15 protein-coding genes are annotated in these 17,058 nt (G+C 68.8%); 3 read left to right on the plus strand and 12 right to left on the minus strand.

The window, feature by feature from the left end; all coding sequences use genetic code 11:
* Positions 1–15: 15 nt before the first annotated feature.
* Together AC3AP7_RS09950 and AC3AP7_RS09955 are read right to left on the minus strand one after the other, a co-directional pair.
* A complete protein-coding gene (locus AC3AP7_RS09950) occupies positions 16–1,359 on the minus strand; it encodes an EAL and HDOD domain-containing protein (RefSeq protein ID WP_475763499.1) in 1,344 nt (447 codons plus the stop codon).
* Between the two features lie 98 nt (positions 1,360–1,457).
* Positions 1,458–1,613 carry a hypothetical protein gene (locus tag AC3AP7_RS09955; protein WP_475763497.1) on the minus strand — a complete coding sequence of 52 codons (156 nt, stop codon included), beginning with the start codon at positions 1,611–1,613 and terminating at the stop codon, positions 1,458–1,460.
* A gap of 47 nt (positions 1,614–1,660) precedes the next feature.
* Here AC3AP7_RS09955 and AC3AP7_RS09960 point away from each other — a divergent pair, with 47 nt between their 5' ends.
* Entirely contained in the window at positions 1,661–3,475 is a 1,815-nt protein-coding gene (locus AC3AP7_RS09960) for a putative bifunctional diguanylate cyclase/phosphodiesterase (RefSeq protein WP_475763495.1), read from the plus strand.
* An 82-nt stretch (positions 3,476–3,557) separates the two neighbouring features.
* The gene (locus tag AC3AP7_RS09965; protein WP_475763493.1) at positions 3,558–5,015 is read left to right on the plus strand and encodes an HDOD domain-containing protein; all 1,458 of its coding nucleotides are present in this window, start codon (positions 3,558–3,560) and stop codon (positions 5,013–5,015) included.
* Positions 5,016–5,048: 33 nt separating this feature from the next.
* Here AC3AP7_RS09965 and AC3AP7_RS09970 read toward each other — a convergent pair whose 3' ends face one another.
* Entirely contained in the window at positions 5,049–6,404 is a 1,356-nt protein-coding gene (locus AC3AP7_RS09970; RefSeq protein WP_475763491.1) for an EAL and HDOD domain-containing protein, read from the minus strand.
* 296 nt (positions 6,405–6,700) lie between these two features.
* Here AC3AP7_RS09970 and AC3AP7_RS09975 point away from each other — a divergent pair, with 296 nt between their 5' ends.
* A complete protein-coding gene (locus AC3AP7_RS09975; RefSeq protein ID WP_475763489.1) occupies positions 6,701–7,438 on the plus strand; it encodes an acetoacetate decarboxylase in 738 nt (245 codons plus the stop codon).
* Positions 7,439–7,493: 55 nt separating this feature from the next.
* Here the strand turns inward: AC3AP7_RS09975 and AC3AP7_RS09980 are convergent, their stop codons facing one another.
* From AC3AP7_RS09980 to AC3AP7_RS10020, 9 genes are all read right to left on the minus strand, one after another.
* On the minus strand, positions 7,494–8,288 hold the full coding sequence (locus AC3AP7_RS09980; RefSeq protein ID WP_475763487.1) for an ABC transporter substrate-binding protein: 795 nt from the start codon (positions 8,286–8,288) through the stop codon (positions 7,494–7,496).
* Positions 8,285–8,623, minus strand: coding sequence for a hypothetical protein (locus AC3AP7_RS09985; RefSeq protein ID WP_475763485.1), 339 nt, complete (start codon positions 8,621–8,623; stop codon positions 8,285–8,287). Before AC3AP7_RS09985 ends, AC3AP7_RS09980 begins: the two co-directional genes overlap by 4 nt.
* A 31-nt stretch (positions 8,624–8,654) precedes the next feature.
* Positions 8,655–9,710 (minus strand): succinylglutamate desuccinylase, encoded by a 1,056-nt coding sequence (gene astE / locus AC3AP7_RS09990; RefSeq protein ID WP_475763483.1) that lies wholly within the window; start codon positions 9,708–9,710, stop codon positions 8,655–8,657.
* On the minus strand, positions 9,694–11,034 hold the full coding sequence (gene astB / locus AC3AP7_RS09995; RefSeq protein WP_475763481.1) for an N-succinylarginine dihydrolase: 1,341 nt from the start codon (positions 11,032–11,034) through the stop codon (positions 9,694–9,696). Before astB ends, astE begins: the two co-directional genes overlap by 17 nt.
* A 9-nt stretch (positions 11,035–11,043) precedes the next feature.
* Complete coding sequence (gene astD / locus AC3AP7_RS10000; RefSeq protein WP_475763479.1) at positions 11,044–12,507, minus strand: succinylglutamate-semialdehyde dehydrogenase; 1,464 nt, start codon at positions 12,505–12,507, stop codon at positions 11,044–11,046.
* A 2-nt stretch (positions 12,508–12,509) separates the two neighbouring features.
* Positions 12,510–13,574, minus strand: coding sequence for an arginine N-succinyltransferase (gene astA, locus AC3AP7_RS10005; RefSeq protein ID WP_475763477.1), 1,065 nt, complete (start codon positions 13,572–13,574; stop codon positions 12,510–12,512).
* Complete coding sequence (gene aruF / locus AC3AP7_RS10010; protein ID WP_475763475.1) at positions 13,571–14,629, minus strand: arginine/ornithine succinyltransferase subunit alpha; 1,059 nt, start codon at positions 14,627–14,629, stop codon at positions 13,571–13,573. The genes astA and aruF overlap by 4 nt, the downstream gene beginning before the upstream one ends.
* Before the next feature lie 34 nt (positions 14,630–14,663).
* Positions 14,664–15,899, minus strand: a complete 1,236-nt coding sequence (locus tag AC3AP7_RS10015; protein ID WP_475763473.1) for an aspartate aminotransferase family protein — start codon at positions 15,897–15,899, stop codon at positions 14,664–14,666.
* A gap of 105 nt (positions 15,900–16,004) precedes the next feature.
* Positions 16,005–17,057, minus strand: a complete 1,053-nt coding sequence (locus tag AC3AP7_RS10020) for a GlxA family transcriptional regulator (RefSeq protein WP_475763471.1) — start codon at positions 17,055–17,057, stop codon at positions 16,005–16,007.
* Position 17,058 lies beyond the last annotated feature (1 nt).

Consider the following 17,058-nt stretch of genomic DNA (forward strand, 5'->3'; position numbering starts at 1 on the left):
GATTCGCACACCGCGTCAGGCAACGCCCGCGTGCGCGCCGAACCACGCGGCCGCCGACAGGTTCAGCTCCGCCAGCACCGCCGGCGTGAGCTCGGCGAAGCCGGGCGGCGCGTCCGGCGCCGCGGCAATCGATGCGGCATCGGGGCCGTCGCCGGCGCCTTCGTCGGCCGCCTGGGCGATGCGCAGCAGCGTGCCGAGCCGCCCGCGATGTCCGACGATCGCATCGCGGATCGGCGCCGCGAGCCCGAGCCGGTCGAGCGTCTCGCGCGGCGTCGAGCCGAGCACCACATGCACCAGCGAGAAGATCCCGGTCATGAAGGCCGCGTCCGCGAACTCTTCGTCGGACGGGCACAGCCAGCGCGCGGCAAGCTCCATGAAGCGCGAGCGCGTGCCGGCCAGCTGCACGAGCGGATCGGAGCGCCACGGCAGCTCGCCGCCGTCCGCGTAGAGCAGCAGTTGCGCCCAGCGGGCGATCTGGCGCGTGCCGGTCGCGATGATCGCCTCGCGCAGCGACGCGATATTGCGGCCGAGTCCGAACGCGCTCGAATTGACGAGCCGCAGCAACTGCACGACGACGTTCGGGTTGCGCTTGAGCTCGTCCTCCAGCTCCAGGATGCCGGCATCGCGTGCGAGCAGCGCGAGCAGCCGCAGCAGCGCCGAGCGCGACGAATGGTTGCGCGGCGCAGCGAGCACCTGCGGCCGCGCAAAGAAGTAGCCCTGGAACAGCTCGAAGCCGAGTTCGCGCGCGAGCGCGAAGTCCTCGTGCGTCTCGACCTTCTCGGCAATCAGCGTCTTGCCGTGCGCCCGCACCACGGCCGCGAGCTTCGGCAGCGCGGCGCGCGGCGTCAGCAGAAAATCGATCTTCACGAAGTCGGTATGCGGCAGCACTGCGAGCAGGCCATCGGACAGCGCGCTCACGTCGTCGAGCGCCACGCGAAAGCCCGCGCCGCGCAACTCCTTCAGGCGCCGCACGAGGTGTGCGTCGAACTCGACGGTTTCGAGAATTTCGAGCACGAAGCGCTCGGGCGGCATCAGGTGAACGATGTCGTCGAACAGCAGCTCGCGCCCGATATTCACATAGCCGCGGTGCGCGCCGAGCACGGCCGGCACGCCGATTCCGCCGATCGTGCGCGCGACGACCTGGGCCGTCGCCTGGGCGTCGTCGCTCACTTCCGCATAGTTGTGCGCGCCGGCGCGAAACAGCAGTTCGTACGCATGCAGTGCGCCGTTGCGATCGAGAATCGGCTGGCGCCCCAGGTAGACGAAGGGCGCCTGCGCGGCGGCCTGACCGAGCCTCGCATGCTGCGCCAGCACTTCGACGTACCCAGGCTGGACCCTGGTGGAAAACGGATCGGACATGGCTCCCCAGTGCTCGATACGGAAAGACTGTGTAAGGCAAGCACCGCCGCCGCGCGCCGCGCGTGCGCGGCCGCGGACGAACGGCAATCCGCGCCACTTTAACCGAATCTGCGGGGCAACAGAAACGATTCCACCGTTGCGGCGACGAGCGCGCGTTTTTTGAAGGTTTCGTTAAAGATTTCCGCCCAGCGGTCGTTATCGCGTTCTGATAGGCGGGTGAATACCCCGACGTCCCGGTCCGGATCGACGGGCATGTCGGATCCGCCGGTAGACGAACACGGTTGCCAGCGACAGACACTCCATGGAAGCGAACAGGATCACCGCGCCCCGCCGGGGCCCCTTGCGCACGGTCATCGAGCGGATCCGCGCGCTGGGCCGCCGCACCGGAGCCGCGGGCGCGCCGGGCGCGGCCTGCGGGCACCTCGAACAGGCGGCCGGCGCGGTCGACCTGCTCGCGCATGTGGACCGCGGCCTGCGCTTTCTGTACGTGTCGGCGGCGAGCCTGCGCTTCATCGGCTATCACCTCGAATACCTGCAGACGATCTCGCTGCACGACATCGTCGCGCCGGGCGACATCGAGCGGCTCGATGCGCTGTTCGCGCGCGCCTCGGCCACCGGGGTGATCGAGAAGGCGACGATCGGGCTGATCCGCTCGCTCACCTATCCGATCACCGTCGAGCTGCGCGTCGTGCGCAATAGCCACAACGGCACCGAGGGCTTCGCGCTTGCCGGCTTCGACGTGTCGGACTGGCGCGCCACCGAGGAGCGTCTCACGCACGCGCTGCATCATGACCGCCTGACCGGCCTCGCGAATCATGCCGCGCTCGCAGCCAGCCTCATCGACGCGCAGCAGCATGCCGACACGCACGGCACGACCGCGACCCTGCTGCTGCTCGACATCGACGACTACCAGCGCGTGAACCGCGCGCTCGGCTACGATGCCGGCGACGAGATGCTGCGCGAAACCGCGCGGCGCATCGCGAACACCGCGACCCAGGGCGAGCGGATCGCGCGGGTCGCGAGCGACGAGTTCGCGCTCACGCTCGCGGCCGCGACGAGCCGCGCGGACGCGAGCGCGACGGCCGAGGCCCTCGCGCGGCGCCTGCTCACCGCGATCCAGCAGCCCTATGTGTTCAGCGGCCAGCAGGTGCACCTGTCGGCGAGCATCGGCATCGCGCTGTACCCGGACCCGCGCGACGCGGACAGCGGCGGCACCGACGGCAATCACCTGATGCGCTGGGCCGACCATGCGCTGCTGCAGGCGAAGGCCGCGGGCGGCAACACGCTCGCGTTCTACGTGCCGGACGACGACCCCGCCGACGCCGAGCGCCTGAAGCTCGAAGCCGATCTCTACGACGGCGTGCGCAACGGCGAATTCTCGTTGCATTTTCAACCGATCACGAGCAGCCTGAGCCGCGGCGTGGTTGGGGTCGAGGCGCTGATCCGCTGGCTGCATCCGGTGCACGGGCTGGTGCCGCCGTCGATGTTCATCCCGCTCGCCGAATCGGTCGGCCTCATCAACTACCTGGGCAACTGGGTGCTGAAGGCCGCCTGCATGCAGCTGATCCAGTGGGATGCGCGCGGCATCCGGCTGCAGTACATGGCGGTGAACGTGTCGCCGCAGCAGTTTCGCAATCCGCGTTTCAAGGACAACGTGCGCGAGGCGATCGCGCTCACGGGCATCGATCCGCGCCGGCTTGTGTTCGAGATCACCGAAAGCCTGCTGATGCACGATCCGGTACACGCGAAGGCGCTGCTCGAAGAGCTCACCGGCATGGGCATCCGCTTTGCGATCGACGATTTCGGCACCGGCTACTCGAGTCTCGCGTACCTGCAACGTTTTCCGCTCGCAAAACTGAAGATAGACCGGAGCTTCGTCGAGAATCTGCTAACCTCGCGAAACGATCAGGCAATCGTTAGCGCCGTGGTCGGGCTCGCGCAGACGCTCGATCTCGAACTCGTCGCCGAAGGCGTCGAGACCGAGGCGCAGCGCGCGCTGCTGACCGAGATGGGATGCGGCCACATCCAGGGCTGGCTCGTCTGCAAGGCGCTGCCGTCCGACGAGCTGGCGCAACGCTTCGAGTCGCGCGCGCTGCATCTGCACGAACCGGCATAATGCGCCACGGGCGGATCACGCGGCCGCGGCGCGCCGCCGGCAGGCGACTCACAGGATCATGAATGGCTTTAGCGGAATTCACATGGTAAAGGCAGCAGTGCTCGACAGACTCTGGACGCGGATGAGCGAGCGCGGCGATTTCCCGATGCTGTCGCAGTCGCTGCGTACGACGATGGCCGCCATGAACAACGACGACCTCGATTTCTCGGGGCTCGTGCAGATCGTGCTGTCGGACTTCGCGCTCACGCAGAAAGTGCTGCGGCTCGCGAACTCGGCCATGTACATGGCGTTCGGCGGCAACATCACGACCGTGTCGCGCGCGCTGATGGTGCTCGGCATGGACGCGGTCGGCCATCTCGTCGTCGGCCTGAAGATCGTCGACCACTTCCATCACAGCGCGCCGCGCCGCATCGACGCGAAGCTGGAGCTGAACCGCACGCTGCTCTCGGGCTGCGTCGCGCGCAAGCTGACCGAGCGCGGCGACCTGCGCGCCGGCGAGGAAGCTGTCGTGTGCACGCTGATGCGCCAGATCGGCAAGCTGCTGGTCGTGTTCTACCTCGACGCCGAGTGGGACCAGATCCGCCGCCAGGTCGAGGCGGACGTCGACGAGGCCGAGGCCTGCGCCGCGGTGCTCGGCGTCACGTTCGACGAGATCGGGCTGGAGGCCGCCACGCGCTGGCGCCTGCCCGACATGATCCGCTCCGGGATGGGCGAGTTCGATCCGCTCGACACCGAGGAGCCGCGCCAGGTGCAGTGGCTGCGTGCGATCACGAACTATTCGACCGACGTGGCGAGCGTGCTCACCACGCCGAACCTGCCCGAAGGGCAGCGCGAGATGCGCATCGCGGAACTCGCGCACCGCTACAGCCGCGCGCTGAATACGGACGCCGACACGCTCGTCGAGACGAGCAACGCGCTCGCCCGCGAGGAAGCCGGCGAAGGCGTGATGCGCGAAATCGTCGAGCTGCGCGCGAACGCCGATGCGATCGCGCGCGAAGCGCTGCCGCCGCAGGCACGCATCAGCGCGGGCGTCGCGGACCTGCGCGCGCTCGCCGCCGGCAGCGGCCTCGCGCCGGCCCTCGCGATGGCCTCCGAGACGGTCCACGCAAGCCTGTCGTTCGCGCGCACCGTGATGTTCGTGCGCGACGGCCAGGGCATGTTCAAGGCGCGCATGGGTTTCGGGCCGAACATGGAAGCGGCGCTGCCCGCGCTGTCGTTCAACACCGCGTTCGAGCCCGACGTGTTTCATCTCGCGATCGCCAACGCGGTGGGCATCTTCATCGAAAACGCACGCGACCCGAAAATGGTCGCGCGGCTGCCGGACTGGTTCCGCCGCACCTTCACCGAAACGCGCGCCTTCGTGCTGCTGCCGGTGCGCGGCGAAAACCAGACCACCGTGGCGCTGCTCTACGGCGACTGGTCGCATGCGGACGAACCGCGCCGCATCTCGCAGGCGGAGATGGCGTCGCTGAACGAGCTGGCACGGGAGCTCGGGCGTTTTTTTTCCCGTGCGCCGATGCAGGAGATGGCGCTGCAGTAGCGGACTGAGCGGCGCGGCGCACCGCCCGCGCTGTCAGTCCTCGATTCGCTGCAGACCGCTTGCCTCGGCGCTACGATCCGCAATCCCGGCCCATGCGGCCGCGCTCAGCGCGAGCTGCGCGGCCTCGCTCGCCGTCAGCGGCGCGAGGCGCTCGCACACCGCCTCGACGTCGGCCCACGCGCCGTGTTCGAGCGCCTCGATCGCCGCGAGCAGTTGCCCCAGCACGCCTTCGCGATGCAGGATCGCTGCCTGGATCGGCTTCGCGAGCGCGAGCACGTTCAGCGTACCGGCAAGCGAGCCGCCGAACACCGCATCGACGAACGAGAACACGCCGGTCAGAAAGGCCGAATCGGCCTCTTCGCGATCCGCCTCCGGCAGCGTCATCACCGCGAGTTCCATGAAGCGCGCGCGCGTGGCGGCCAGTTGCAGCAGCGGGTCGTCTTCGAGCGCCACCTTGCGGCCGTCCGCGTAAAGCAGCAGCTGGGTCCAGCGCGCAATGCGGTTCGTGCCGGTCGCATTGATCGCCTCGCGCAGCGACGTGACCTTGTGGCCGAGCGCGAGACCGCTCGAATTGGCGAGCTTCATCAGGTGCATGACCAGCACCGGGTTCAGCTTGAGTTCCGCCTCGAGCTGCGCGACCGTCGGATCGCCCGCCAGCAGTTGCAGCAGATTGAGCAGCGCATGGCGCGGCGCGCTTACCTTGCGCGCGCGGGCGCTCTGCGCCCGCGCGAAGTAATAGCCCTGAAAACGGTCGAAGCCGAGTTCGTGCGCGGCGTCGAAATCGTCCTGGGTTTCAGTGTCGCCCGCGATCAGCAGCTTGCCGGCGGACTTCAGCACGTTCGCGAACTTCGGCAGCAGCGCGCGCGAGATCGCCGTCATCGCGATCTTGACGCCCTCCGCGTAGGGCAGCAGCTTTGCAAACGCTTCGTTCGGCACGCTCACGCCGTCGATCACGAAGCGGTAGCGGCGTGCGTGCAGCGCGACCAGCCGCGCGATCAGCGCGGCATCGACGTCGATCTGCGGCGAAATCTCGAACACGAAGCGCTCGGGCGCGATCCGCAAGATCGCCTCGTCGAACAGCATCTCGCGATCGGCGTCCAGGTAGCCCGGATGCCCCGCCATCGCATGACGCAGGTTCGGCCGCGCGAGCGCATCCGCAATCGCGCCGGTGCGCGTCGGCGCTGCCTGCGTGCCGTATGCCTCGTGCGCGGTGGACGCGGCGGGCTCTTCGGCCTTCGCCACGCAGTGCACTTTCAGTTCGAACCCGCAAAGCATGCCCTCGCGATCGAGAATCGGCTGGCGTGCAAAACACACGTCGATCCGGGCGCCGTCCGTCCGGGCGGGCGCTGCGCCCGTCCCGTGCGGCTCGCCGATTGCGATACTGGACATTCCACTCCCCCGACTGGTGCTGTTCCATGACGATGGCTTGCGGCGCAGCCTCGCCTCGACACGGGTGCGCGCACAGCGCCGCACGAGCCATCTGGCGTCCCCTTGCGGCGCCCTGCGATTTTACCCGCTCGCGCGCAGGCGAGTCCCGGCTTCATAAAAATATTCGGTTACGTGTACGACGCTGCGCACGGCGCGCGAATCGACGATACTGCGTTGTGCAGTGCAAAATCGCTGTGCGGAATCCGCCGTGCAGCGTCGTTTCCCCCCGACCGATCCAGAAAGCAGAAAGGAAAGCCATGGACCTGAACACCGTGCTGTCGAAAGCCTTTGCCATGCCGATCACGAGCCCCGCGTTTCCCATCGGCCCGTACCGTTTCATCAATCGCGAATTCCTGATCATCACCTACCGCACCGACCCCGCGAAGCTGCGCGAGGTGGTGCCCGAGCCGCTGCAGGTGGGCGAGCCGCTCGTGCACTACGAATTCATCCGCATGCCCGACTCCACCGGCTTCGGCGACTACACCGAAAGCGGCCAGGTGATCCCGGTGACGCTCGACGGCGTCGCAGGCAGCTATACGCTCGCGATGTATCTGGACGATCATCCGCCGATCGCCGGCGGCCGCGAGCTATGGGGCTTTCCGAAGAAGCTCGCGAAACCGGTACTCGAAGTGCATACGGACACGCTGGTCGGCACGCTCGACTACGGTCCCGTGCGCATCGCGACCGCGACCATGGGCTACAAGCACACGCAGCTCGATCTCGCGGAACAGAAAAAGCGCCTCGAAGCGCCGAACTTCCTGCTGAAGGTGATGCCGCACGTCGACGGCTCGCCGCGGATCTGCGAACTGGTGCGCTACTACCTGCAGGACATCGAACTGAAAGGCGCATGGACCGCGCCGGCGTCGCTGCAGCTTGCGCCCCATGCGCTGGCCCCGGTGGCCGAGCTGCCGGTGCTGGAGATCGTCGAGGCGCGCCATCTGGTGGCCGACCTCACGCTCGGGCTGGGCGAAGTCGCGTTCGACTATCTGAAGTGAACTGAAGCGAACGCGGGCAGCGCGGCGCGCGTTCACGGCGCGCGCCGCGTGGCGTCTAGCGGATCACCACCTTCACGGTGAAATACTTCGCGGCGATCCGCTCGATCGTGCCGTCCGCCTTCAGTTCGCGCAGTGCGCCGTTCAGCGCGTTCTGGAGCGCCGTGTCGCCCTTGCGCAAGCCATAGCCGACGCCGCCGCCGAGCAGCGTCGGGTCGCTCACCGGCGGCCCCGCGAACGCAAAGCCCGCGCCCTGCGGCCGGTTCAGAAAGCCTTTCGAGGCCGCCTCGGCATCCTGAAACGCGGCGTCGAGCCGGCCCGATGCGAGGTCGGCATAGATCTGGTCCTGGGTCTCGTACGAGACGACGTCGACGCCGGCCGGCGCCCACCGGGCCTTCGCGTACGCTTCCTGGATCGTGCCCTGCAGCACGCCGACGTGCTTGCCCTTCAGCGACGCCGCCGTCGGCAGCAGGCCGCTGCCCTTGCGCGCGATCATCTGGTTCGGGATCGCGTAGATCGGATCGGTGAAGTCGATGGCCGCGCGGCGCTGCGCGGTAATCGTCATGTCGGAATTGATCGCATCGAACTTGCGTGCGCGCAGTGCGGGAATCAGGCCGTCGAACGAATTTTCGACCCACACGCATTTCGCTTTCAGCTTCGCGCATACGGCGTTGCCGACGTCGATGTCGAAGCCCTGCAGTGCGCCGGAAGGCGACTTCGACTCGAACGGCGCGTACGAGGCCTCCACGCCGAAGCGGATTTCCTTGATGTCCGCCGCCGACGCGTGCTGGGCCGCGATCGCGGTGCAGGCGGCCAGCAACAGCGCGGCCGTGTTTCGCCCAATCATGTTCATTCCTGGTATTCCTCTACAAGTGACGATAAAACCGCGTTGAATCCGTGCTGCATCATTCCAGTGACGAGCGCACGATTCAATCGCGCGCGGCTGCCGTGATGCAATGCAACAGCCGCCGGGCCGCGATTGTATCGCGCGCGCGGGCCGTCGTGGCGGGCACGCCGCGCGCCGCAGCGCGCGTGACGCACGATACACGCGCGGCGAACCCGCAAATTCGTGTCGCGATCCGGCAAGGCGGCGCCCCGCTGCGTGCCCGCCTCAGGCGAACGCAGCGAAGCGGTGAACGCGGTGAAATGAACAGGGAGAAAAAAGCACGCGCCAACAGGCAAAAACACGCAGACACACCCACGCGCCCGCGCGGTCGTATCAGCCGAGTTCGGCAAGCGTCTGCGCAGTCGTGTCGACCACCAGCAGGCCGGCGCGCAGACCGGGTTTGACGGCGGGATTCGGGAACACCAGACGCTCCACCGCATGCCGCACGGTGTAGCGATAAGCGCCGTCGCGCGCGAGCAAGGTGCCCTGCTCGAACGGCGTGAAGTTCGGCACGTCGGCGGCAACCAGCAACTCGAATGCATCGCTTTGCTTCGTGATCTGGTCGATTACCGTGAAGACGGCCGGCAGCGGCGCGCCCCCGTCACGCGGACGATCCGCGAGCAGGCGGCGCAGCGCGTCGTCGGCGCCGGCGAAGCGTGCGAGATCGTTCTGTCCGAACGGCATCACCTTGCCGAGTTCCAGCGTGCACGCGAGCGCGCCGCACGTCTGCGCGGTGAAATGCGAATACGTGTTGCCCTTCGTCGTATGCAACAGCACGGCCGCGATGCGCGCGTCGCCGAGCCAGTCGAACAGCACCCGCGACGGCGCCGCGCCGGTATGCGGCAGCAGCGCGAACTGCTCGAATGCAGAGGCGCGGATCGCCGTATGCATGTCGATGTGCCAGCGTGCATGTTTCGCTTCGGACGCCGAATCAAAAAACTTCCGCGCCGCCTGTTCCAGCGCGGCCGCGCGCGGCGCCTCGCGGCTATCGGCCAGTTGCGCGTGACGGCCGCTGAACAGCCGGTTCAGGTCGTCGTCGACATGACGGCGGCCGGCGCGCATCGCGGCGATATTGCCGAGCACCACCAGCAGCCGGCACGCTAGCGGGATGCGCGCCGTCGCGATATCGCGCGCGAGCCGCGCCAGCAGTTCGATCGGCGCGGTCTCGTCGCCATGCACGCCGGCCGACACGAGCACGCTGCGCGTCGATGCCGCCTGTCCCGGTTCTGCCGGTTCCAGCTGCAGCACCCCGTCGTCGAGCCAGCGCCAGCGTACGCCGTCCGCGCAGCGCCCTTGCGCGGCACCGGCCGGGGGACGCTCACCCGCGAGCGTGAACGCGAGAAAATCGTCGAGCAGCCGGTGCATGCGCGGCTCAGCGCTGGAAGTCATACAGCGACCCGAGGCCGAGAATCTGCGTGAGCTCGTCGAGCGCGGTGCGCGACCCGGTCAGCAGCGCCGGGTCGGCGAGGTCCGCCGGCGCGAGACGGTCACGATAGTGACGTTCGATCCATGCATCGAGCCGCGCGAACAGCGTGTCGTCGATCCACACACCCGGGCTCACCGCCGCGCGTTCGGCATCGTTCAGCACGACGCGCAGCCGCAGACACGCGGGACCGCCGCCGTTCTTCATGCTTTCGCGCAGATCGAACACGAGCACGTCGTCGATCCCGACGGGCCGCGCGACGAGCGCATCCAGATACGCGGCCACGCGGGCGTTCTCGCGGCACTCCTGCGGCACCACCAGCACCTGGCGGCCATCGGGCCGCGTCAGCAGCTGGCTGTTGAACAGATACGACGACACCGCGTCCGCGACGCTCACCTGCGCATCGGGCACTTCGATCACATCGAAGCCGGCATGCTGCGCGGCGAGGCGCGCGCGCAGCGCGTCATACACCGCGTGCTGATCGACGAACGCGCGCTCGTGGCAAAAAAGCGTCGTGCGGTTGCCGACCGCGATCACGTCGTTATGGAACACGCCCGCATCGATCACGTCGGGGCTCTGCTGGGCGTAGACGGTCCCCGCGTCGTCGAGGCCGTGCCGTTGCGCGACCGCGCGGCTCGCCTCGAAGGTCTGCCGGGCCGGATAGCGCTTCGGCTCCGGTCCGCGGCGGTATTCGCTGCGCCCGTAGACAAAGAACTCGACACCGCGCGCGCCATATTCCGCGCAAAAACGCGTGTGATTCGCCGCGCCTTCGTCGCCGAGCGCCGGCGTGCCCGGCAACGCCTCGTGCACCGCGAAGCGGGCCGGATCGGCGAACATCGCGCGCAGCGTCCGGCGCGTCGATTCGTGCTCGATCGCGCGATGCAGCTTGCTGCACAGATTCGCGGGCGTGAAGTGCACGCGGCCGTCGTGCGTGTCCGCGGACGGGCTCACCGTCGCCGCGTTCGCGGTCCACATCGCCGAGGCCGAACTCGCCGCGGCCAGCAGCTCCGGTGCGTCCTTCGCGACGCGCGCCATCACGGCCGCGTCGGGGCCGGAGAAGCCGAGCTCGCGCAGGAGCCGCATCGACGGCCGCTCCTGCGGCGGCAGCACGCCTTGCGCAAAGCCGAGATCGGCAAGCTGCTTCATCTTGCGCAGCCCCTGCTTCGCGGCGGCCTGCGGATTGGCCACGGACTTTTCATGCGTCTGCGACGCGATGTTGCCGTAGGACAGCCCGGCGTAGTTGTGGGTCGGACCGACGAGTCCGTCGAAATTCGCTTCAGTGGCTTGCATCGTCGATCCTCAGAAATGAAGGCCCGGCGACACGCTCGCGGGCATCTGCAGATGGGCGCTTTCGACGGACGCCATCGGGTAGGCGCAGTAGTCGGCCGCGTAGTACGCGCTCGGCCGGTGATTGCCGGAGCGGCCGGTGCCGCCGAACGGCGCGGCCGACGACGCGCCGTTGGTCGGCCGGTTCCAGTTGACGATGCCCGCGCGGATCGTGCGCTGGAACTGCGTCCACAGCGCTTCGTCGTCCGCGAGCAGCCCCGCCGACAGACCGAACGCGGTGTCGTTCGCGTGCTCGATCGCCTCGTCGAAATGCGCATAGCGGACGATCTGCGCGAGCGGCCCGAAGTGCTCTTCGTCGGGCAGACCGGTCACGCCGGTGACATCGAGGATCGCCGGCGTGACGAAGCCGAGCTGCGGGTCGCGCTGCGTCATCGTCGCGAGCGGGCGCGCGCCAGCCGCGACGAGACGCGCCTGCGCATCGACCAGCCGCTGCGCGGCGCGCGCCGAGATGAGCGCGCCCATGAACGGCTGCGGCTCGGCGTCGTAGAGGCCGACGCCGATGCGCGACGTGACGTCGACGAAGCGCTCGACGAAGCGCGCGCCGAACGCGTCGTCCGGCACGAGGATGCGCCGCGCGCACGTGCAGCGCTGGCCGGCCGACAGGAACGCGGACTGGATCGTGTGATGCACGGCGGCGTCGAGATCGGCGAGCGGCGCGACGACGAGCGGGTTGTTGCCGCCCATCTCCAGCGCGAGCACGATCTCGGGCCGTCCGCCGAACTGCCGGTGCAGCAGCGTGCCGGTGTCGGAGCTGCCGGTGAAGAACAGCCCGTCGATCTGCCGGTGATTCGCCAGCGCGACGCCGGTATCCTTCTCGCCCTGCACGAGATTCAGCACGCCCGCCGGCAGGCCGGCCTCGCGCCACACCTCGACGGTGGCGCGCGCGACGCCCGGCGCCAGCTCCGACGGCTTGAACACGACCGTGTTGCCGGCGATCAGCGCCGGCACGATGTGCCCGTTCGGCAAATGCCCCGGGAAGTTATACGGCCCGAACACCGCGACGACGCCGTGCGGACGATGGCGCAGCACCGCCGTGCCGTCGGCCATCGGCAGGCGCTTCTCGCCGGTGCGCTCGTTGTACGCCTGGATCGAGATCTCGATCTTCGCCGCCATCGCCGCGACCTCGGTGCGCGCTTCCCAAAGCGGCTTGCCGGTCTCGCGGCCGATCGCGCCGGCGAGCGCCTCCTTGCGCTCGCCGAGCAGCGCCGCGAAGCGGCGCACGATCACGCAGCGCGCGTCGAGCGGCAGCGCCGACCACGCCGCGCACGCGCGGCGCGCGGCCTGCACCGCGCGTCCGACATCGTCCGCGCTGGCGCTGCGGCCTTCCCATACTGTCTCGCCGGTCCCCGGGTTGCGCGATGCGAAGGCGGGGCCCGTGCCGCCGGTCCATTCGCCGTCGATGAAAAGCTCGGTCATGATCATCCCTGTTTGTGTTTCAGCGGCAGCACCCGCACCGGGTCGCCGTCGCGCACCGCAAGCGCCGCAGCCTGCCGCGCGTCCAGATGGAAACCGTCGGCCTGCGCGACGCCGCTCACCGCGCCGACGCGAAAATCGGCCAGCGACGTGTTCGACACGAGCGACTTCGGCGCATCCCGCACGTCGCCGCGCGGGGCTTCGTCATGCGGGGCTTCGTCACGCACCGCGCCGACGCGCGCCGGCACGACGACGCTCTCGCGCACCGTGCGCAGATCGGCGATGTGGCATTCGAGCACCGGCCCCGCGTCGAAGATATCGACGTGGTTTTCATAGCGCAGCCCTTCGGCTTCGAGCATGCGCCGCGCCGGAATCGTGTCGTCGTGCGTGAGGCCGACGCAGCGCTGCGCCGCCTGCGGCAGCAGTTCGACGTAGACCGGATAACGCGGCATCAGCTCGGCGAGGAACGCCTTGCGGCCGTGCGAGCTCAGATAGTCCGCCGCATTGAAGTCGATCTGGTAGAAATGCGAACCCACCGCGCGCCAGAACGGCGATGCGCCTTCCGCGTCGAAATGGCCGCGCAGCTCCGCGCACAGACGCTGCGGAAAGCGCTCGCGAAACTGCGCGAGGAACATGAAGCGCGAGCGCGACAGCAGGCTGCCGACGCCGCCCGTCCGGTACCGCGGGCTCAGGAACAGCGAGCACACCTCGGCATAGCCGGTCAGGTCGTGCGAGATGTTCAGCGCGTGCATCTTCGTCCAGATGCCGAGATCCTGGCTCGCGTGCACGACCGTGCTCACGCGATAGTTGTAGAACGGCTGCTGCAGCCCGACTGCGGTTTCGATCCCGCACACGCCGGCCACGTCGCCGCTCGCGGTGTCTTCCATCACGAAGAAGTAGCCGGCCTCGTGCGGCTCGGCGCGGTCTTCCAGCGTGCGGCGCGTGCGCGCGATACGCGCGGCGAGCGCGTCGCGGTCCGGCTTGAAGGTGGTGAGACCGGGCCCGGTCTCCTGGGCGAGCGCGACGAGCGCGTCCACATCGCCCGTCTGCACGACGCGCACGACGATCATGATGCGTCCCCTCCGAAGGCCAGGTCTTCCTGCGTCCGATGCAGCGGCACGCAGCGCACCGCGTCGCCGTGCTGCACGCCAAGCGCCGCGCGCGCGGCCTGCGGCAGCGGCGCGCCGGCTTCGCGCGCGGCCGGCAGTTGGGCCAGCACGCAGCGAAACCCGCCCGCGCTGTCCGTCGCGACGAGCCACGTGTCGCCGTGCGGCGCGCTCGCGACTTCGTGCACGGTGCGCGTTTCGTTGTGACGCACGCACGCGCTGCGATCGACCTGCGCGGTCAGCACCGGCCCCGCGTCGAAGATGTCGACGAAGCGGTCGGTCTCGAAGCCTTCCTCGAGATGGATCTCGTACGCGAGCAGCGCGCGCTCGTCGGGCTCGCCGAGCACGCGCTGCGCCGACTCCGGCAGCAGCGGCACATAGAGCGGATAACTCGGCATCACCTCGGCGATGAAGGTCCGGCTGCGGCCGCCCGACTCGACCTCGATCGCCGCGAAATCGCGCCCGAAAAACTTGCGGCCCACCGCTTCCCAGAACGGCGACACGCCGTCTTCGCCCGTCACGCCGAGCAGCAGCGAGAAGACTTCCGGCGTGAAGCGTCTGCGGTGCGCCGCGACGTACATCATCCGCGCGCGCGAGATCAGGTGCGCGGCTGCTTCGCCGCGCAGCGCCGGATCGATGTAGAAGCCGGCGAGCCGGCTCCTGCCGGTCAGTTCGTGCGACATCGTCAGTGCGTGGATCTTGCGGTTCACGTGCAGCTCGCGCGACGCATGGATCAGCGCATCGTTGCGAAATGCGTAGAACGGCTCCGCGTAGCCCGCCGCCGCGACGATGCTCGCAGTGCCGAGCAGCCGCCCGGTCTCGCTGTCCTCGAGCACGAACAGGTAGAACTCCTCGCCCGGAAAATCCACTTCCGCGCGAAACGAGTCCTCCGACAGCGCGATGCGCGCCTCCAGCGCGCGGCGGTCGTGCGGCAGCGAATGCAGCACGGGCTGTGCGGTGCGCGCCATCTGCTGGAGCGCATCGAGGTCGGCGAGACGGCCGGGGCGTACGAAGAGCATCGTCGTCGTTCCTGTGGTGAAGAGGGGGACGGTCCTAGCGGGCGGCGGCGTCCGCGGTGGCGTCGACCAGTTCCGCGAGCGCCTTCGCCAGACGCGCGAAACCCTCGTACAGATCGTCGAGCGGAATGATCAGCGACGGCGCGAAGCGCAGCACGTCCGGCCCCGCCATCAGCATGATCACGCCGTGCCGGCCGGCCGCGGTGACGACGTCCTTCGCGCGGCCGCGCAGCGCTCCGTCGAGTTCCGCGCCGATCAGCAGCCCCTTGCCGCGCACGTCGCGAAACAGGCCGAAGCGTTCGTTGAGCTTCGCGAGCTGCGCCTTCAGCGCTTCGCCGCGCGAGCGCACGCCCGCGAGCAGCTTCGGATCGCTGACGAGCTCGACCACCTTGCCGGCGATCGCCGCGCCGAGCGGATTGCCGCCATACGTGGTGCCGTGCACGCCGACCTTGAAGTGCGCGGCGATCGCCTGCGTGGTCAGCATCGCGCCGATCGGAAAGCCGTTGCCGAGCGCCTTCGCGGTGGTGAGGATATCCGGCGTCACGCCCGTGTCCTCGTACGCGTAGAAGGTGCCGGTGCGGCCGACGCCGGTCTGCACCTCGTCGAAGATCAGCAGCGCGCCGTGCGCATCGCACGCTTCGCGCAGTGCTTTCAGGAAGGCCGGATCCGCGGGAATCACGCCGCCCTCGCCCTGCACCGGCTCGACGATCACCGCGCAGGTCTGCGGGCCGATCGCGTTGCGTGCGGCCTCGATGTCGTTGTACGGCAGATGCGTGATGTCTTGCGGCACCGGCCCGAAGCCTTCCGAATACTTCGGCTGGCCGCCGACGCTGACCGTGAAGAACGTGCGCCCGTGAAACGACTGCGTGAACGAGACGATTTCGGCCTTCTGCTCGCCGTGCCGCTCGAATGCGACGCGGCGCGCCAGCTTCAGCGCCGCTTCGTTCGCTTCCGCGCCCGAGTTCGCGAAGAACGCCCGGTCCGCGAAGGTCAGCGCTTCGAGGCGCTGCGCGAGGCGCAGCACCGGCTCGTTGGTATAGCCGTTGCCGATGTGCCAGAGCTTGCCGCCCTGCCCGGCGAGCACCTCCAGCAGCGCCGGATGCGCGTGCCCGAGCGCGGTCACCGCGATGCCGCCGGCGAAATCGACATAGTCGCGGCCCTCCGTGTCCCAGACGCGCGAACCGACCCCGCGATCCGGTACGAAAGCGGCCGGGGAGAACACCGGCACCATCACTTCATCAAAGGTCTGGCGCGTCACAGTCAGCTCGTTCATGGCAATTCCTCGTTGCAGGTCATGACGCTAGTGTAGGAAACCGCCGCGCAAACGTCTTGCGCATTCGCGACGCGTTCTGTCGGCGTTGCCGCGCAGCTTGCGCCGCTAGCGCTCGGGCTCGTCCGGGCGCTCGATCAGCGCGGCCGGGCGCGGCTCGTTCGCGTTGCGCCCGTCGCCGCCGGTCTGTTTCTCGATCCAGTTGCGCCGGTCCTCGCGCGGCGTCACGCCGAAATGCTCGCGGTACGCGTTCGAAAAGTGCGCCGCCGACGAGAACCCGCACGCGAGGCTGATCTGCACGACCGACTTGCTGGTGCGCTGCAACTGCGTGCGCGCCTTCGCCAGACGCAGGCCCAGATAGTATTTCGACGGCATCGAGCCGAGATACTGGCGAAACAGCCGCTCCAGCTGGCGGCGCGAGATGCCGACGAGGCCGGCGATCTCGTCGCTCGTGAGCGGATCCTCGATGTTCGCTTCCATCAGCAGCAGCGCATCGTTCAGGCGCGGATGACGCTCGCCCGGCGCGGTCACGAACGGGATGCGCTGACGCTCCTCGCCCGCGCGCAGCGCGCCGACGCCGAGCGTGTCGGCGATGCGCTCGGCGAGCGCCTGGCCGTGCTCGCGCGCGATCATCGCGAGCATGAAGTCGACGCTCGCCTGGCCGCCCGCGCAGGTTGCGCGATCGCGGTCGATCTCGAAGATCTGCTGCGTGACGATCGAGCGCTCGAACTGCTCGGCGAACTGCTGGTAGGTTTCCCAGTTGACGCTCACGCGATAGCCGGACAGTTGCCCGGCCATCGCAAGCCACCAGACGCCGTGGTGAATGCCAGTGACGAGCGGCGTGCGCTGGCCGACGCGCGCAAGGCTCGCGAGGAACAGCCGGTAATCGGCGAACTGCTGGAAGCGCTCGCTGACGACGATCAGCCAGTCGCACACGATCGCATCGCCGAACGCGGCATCGGCCGGCCAGAGGGCGCCGCCCGCGAGCGGCACCGCGCGGCCGTCCCACGAGCACACCTGCCAGCGGTACAGCGCGCGGCCATCGATTTCGTTGGCGAGATTCAGCGCATCGACGATCGGCCCGACGCCCGACATCGACACCGGCGGCAGCGCGACGATCGCCACCTGGGTCGTGCGCGCGGGAACGGACGGGCGGGCCATC

The organism is Paraburkholderia sp. PAMB 6770 (genome assembly GCF_057748135.1).

Excerpts from the sequence above, each read along its gene's own strand:
- AC3AP7_RS09955 (WP_475763497.1), bottom strand. The coding sequence starts at position 1,613 with ATGCCCGTCGATCCGGACCGGGACGTCGGGGTATTCACCCGCCTATCA.
- AC3AP7_RS10015 (WP_475763473.1), bottom strand. The coding sequence starts at position 15,899 with ATGAACGAGCTGACTGTGACGCGCCAGACCTTTGATGAAGTGATGGTG.
- astA (WP_475763477.1), bottom strand. The coding sequence starts at position 13,574 with ATGATCGTCGTGCGCGTCGTGCAGACGGGCGATGTGGACGCGCTCGTC.
- aruF (WP_475763475.1), bottom strand. The coding sequence starts at position 14,629 with ATGCTCTTCGTACGCCCCGGCCGTCTCGCCGACCTCGATGCGCTCCAG.
- AC3AP7_RS09965 (WP_475763493.1), top strand. The coding sequence starts at position 3,558 with ATGGTAAAGGCAGCAGTGCTCGACAGACTCTGGACGCGGATGAGCGAG.
- AC3AP7_RS10020 (WP_475763471.1), bottom strand. The coding sequence starts at position 17,057 with ATGGCCCGCCCGTCCGTTCCCGCGCGCACGACCCAGGTGGCGATCGTC.
- AC3AP7_RS09950 (WP_475763499.1), bottom strand. The coding sequence starts at position 1,359 with ATGTCCGATCCGTTTTCCACCAGGGTCCAGCCTGGGTACGTCGAAGTG.
- AC3AP7_RS09970 (WP_475763491.1), bottom strand. The coding sequence starts at position 6,404 with ATGTCCAGTATCGCAATCGGCGAGCCGCACGGGACGGGCGCAGCGCCC.
- astD (WP_475763479.1), bottom strand. The coding sequence starts at position 12,507 with ATGACCGAGCTTTTCATCGACGGCGAATGGACCGGCGGCACGGGCCCC.
- AC3AP7_RS09960 (WP_475763495.1), top strand. The coding sequence starts at position 1,661 with ATGGAAGCGAACAGGATCACCGCGCCCCGCCGGGGCCCCTTGCGCACG.
- astE (WP_475763483.1), bottom strand. The coding sequence starts at position 9,710 with ATGACTTCCAGCGCTGAGCCGCGCATGCACCGGCTGCTCGACGATTTT.
- AC3AP7_RS09975 (WP_475763489.1), top strand. The coding sequence starts at position 6,701 with ATGGACCTGAACACCGTGCTGTCGAAAGCCTTTGCCATGCCGATCACG.
- AC3AP7_RS09980 (WP_475763487.1), bottom strand. The coding sequence starts at position 8,288 with ATGAACATGATTGGGCGAAACACGGCCGCGCTGTTGCTGGCCGCCTGC.
- astB (WP_475763481.1), bottom strand. The coding sequence starts at position 11,034 with ATGCAAGCCACTGAAGCGAATTTCGACGGACTCGTCGGTCCGACCCAC.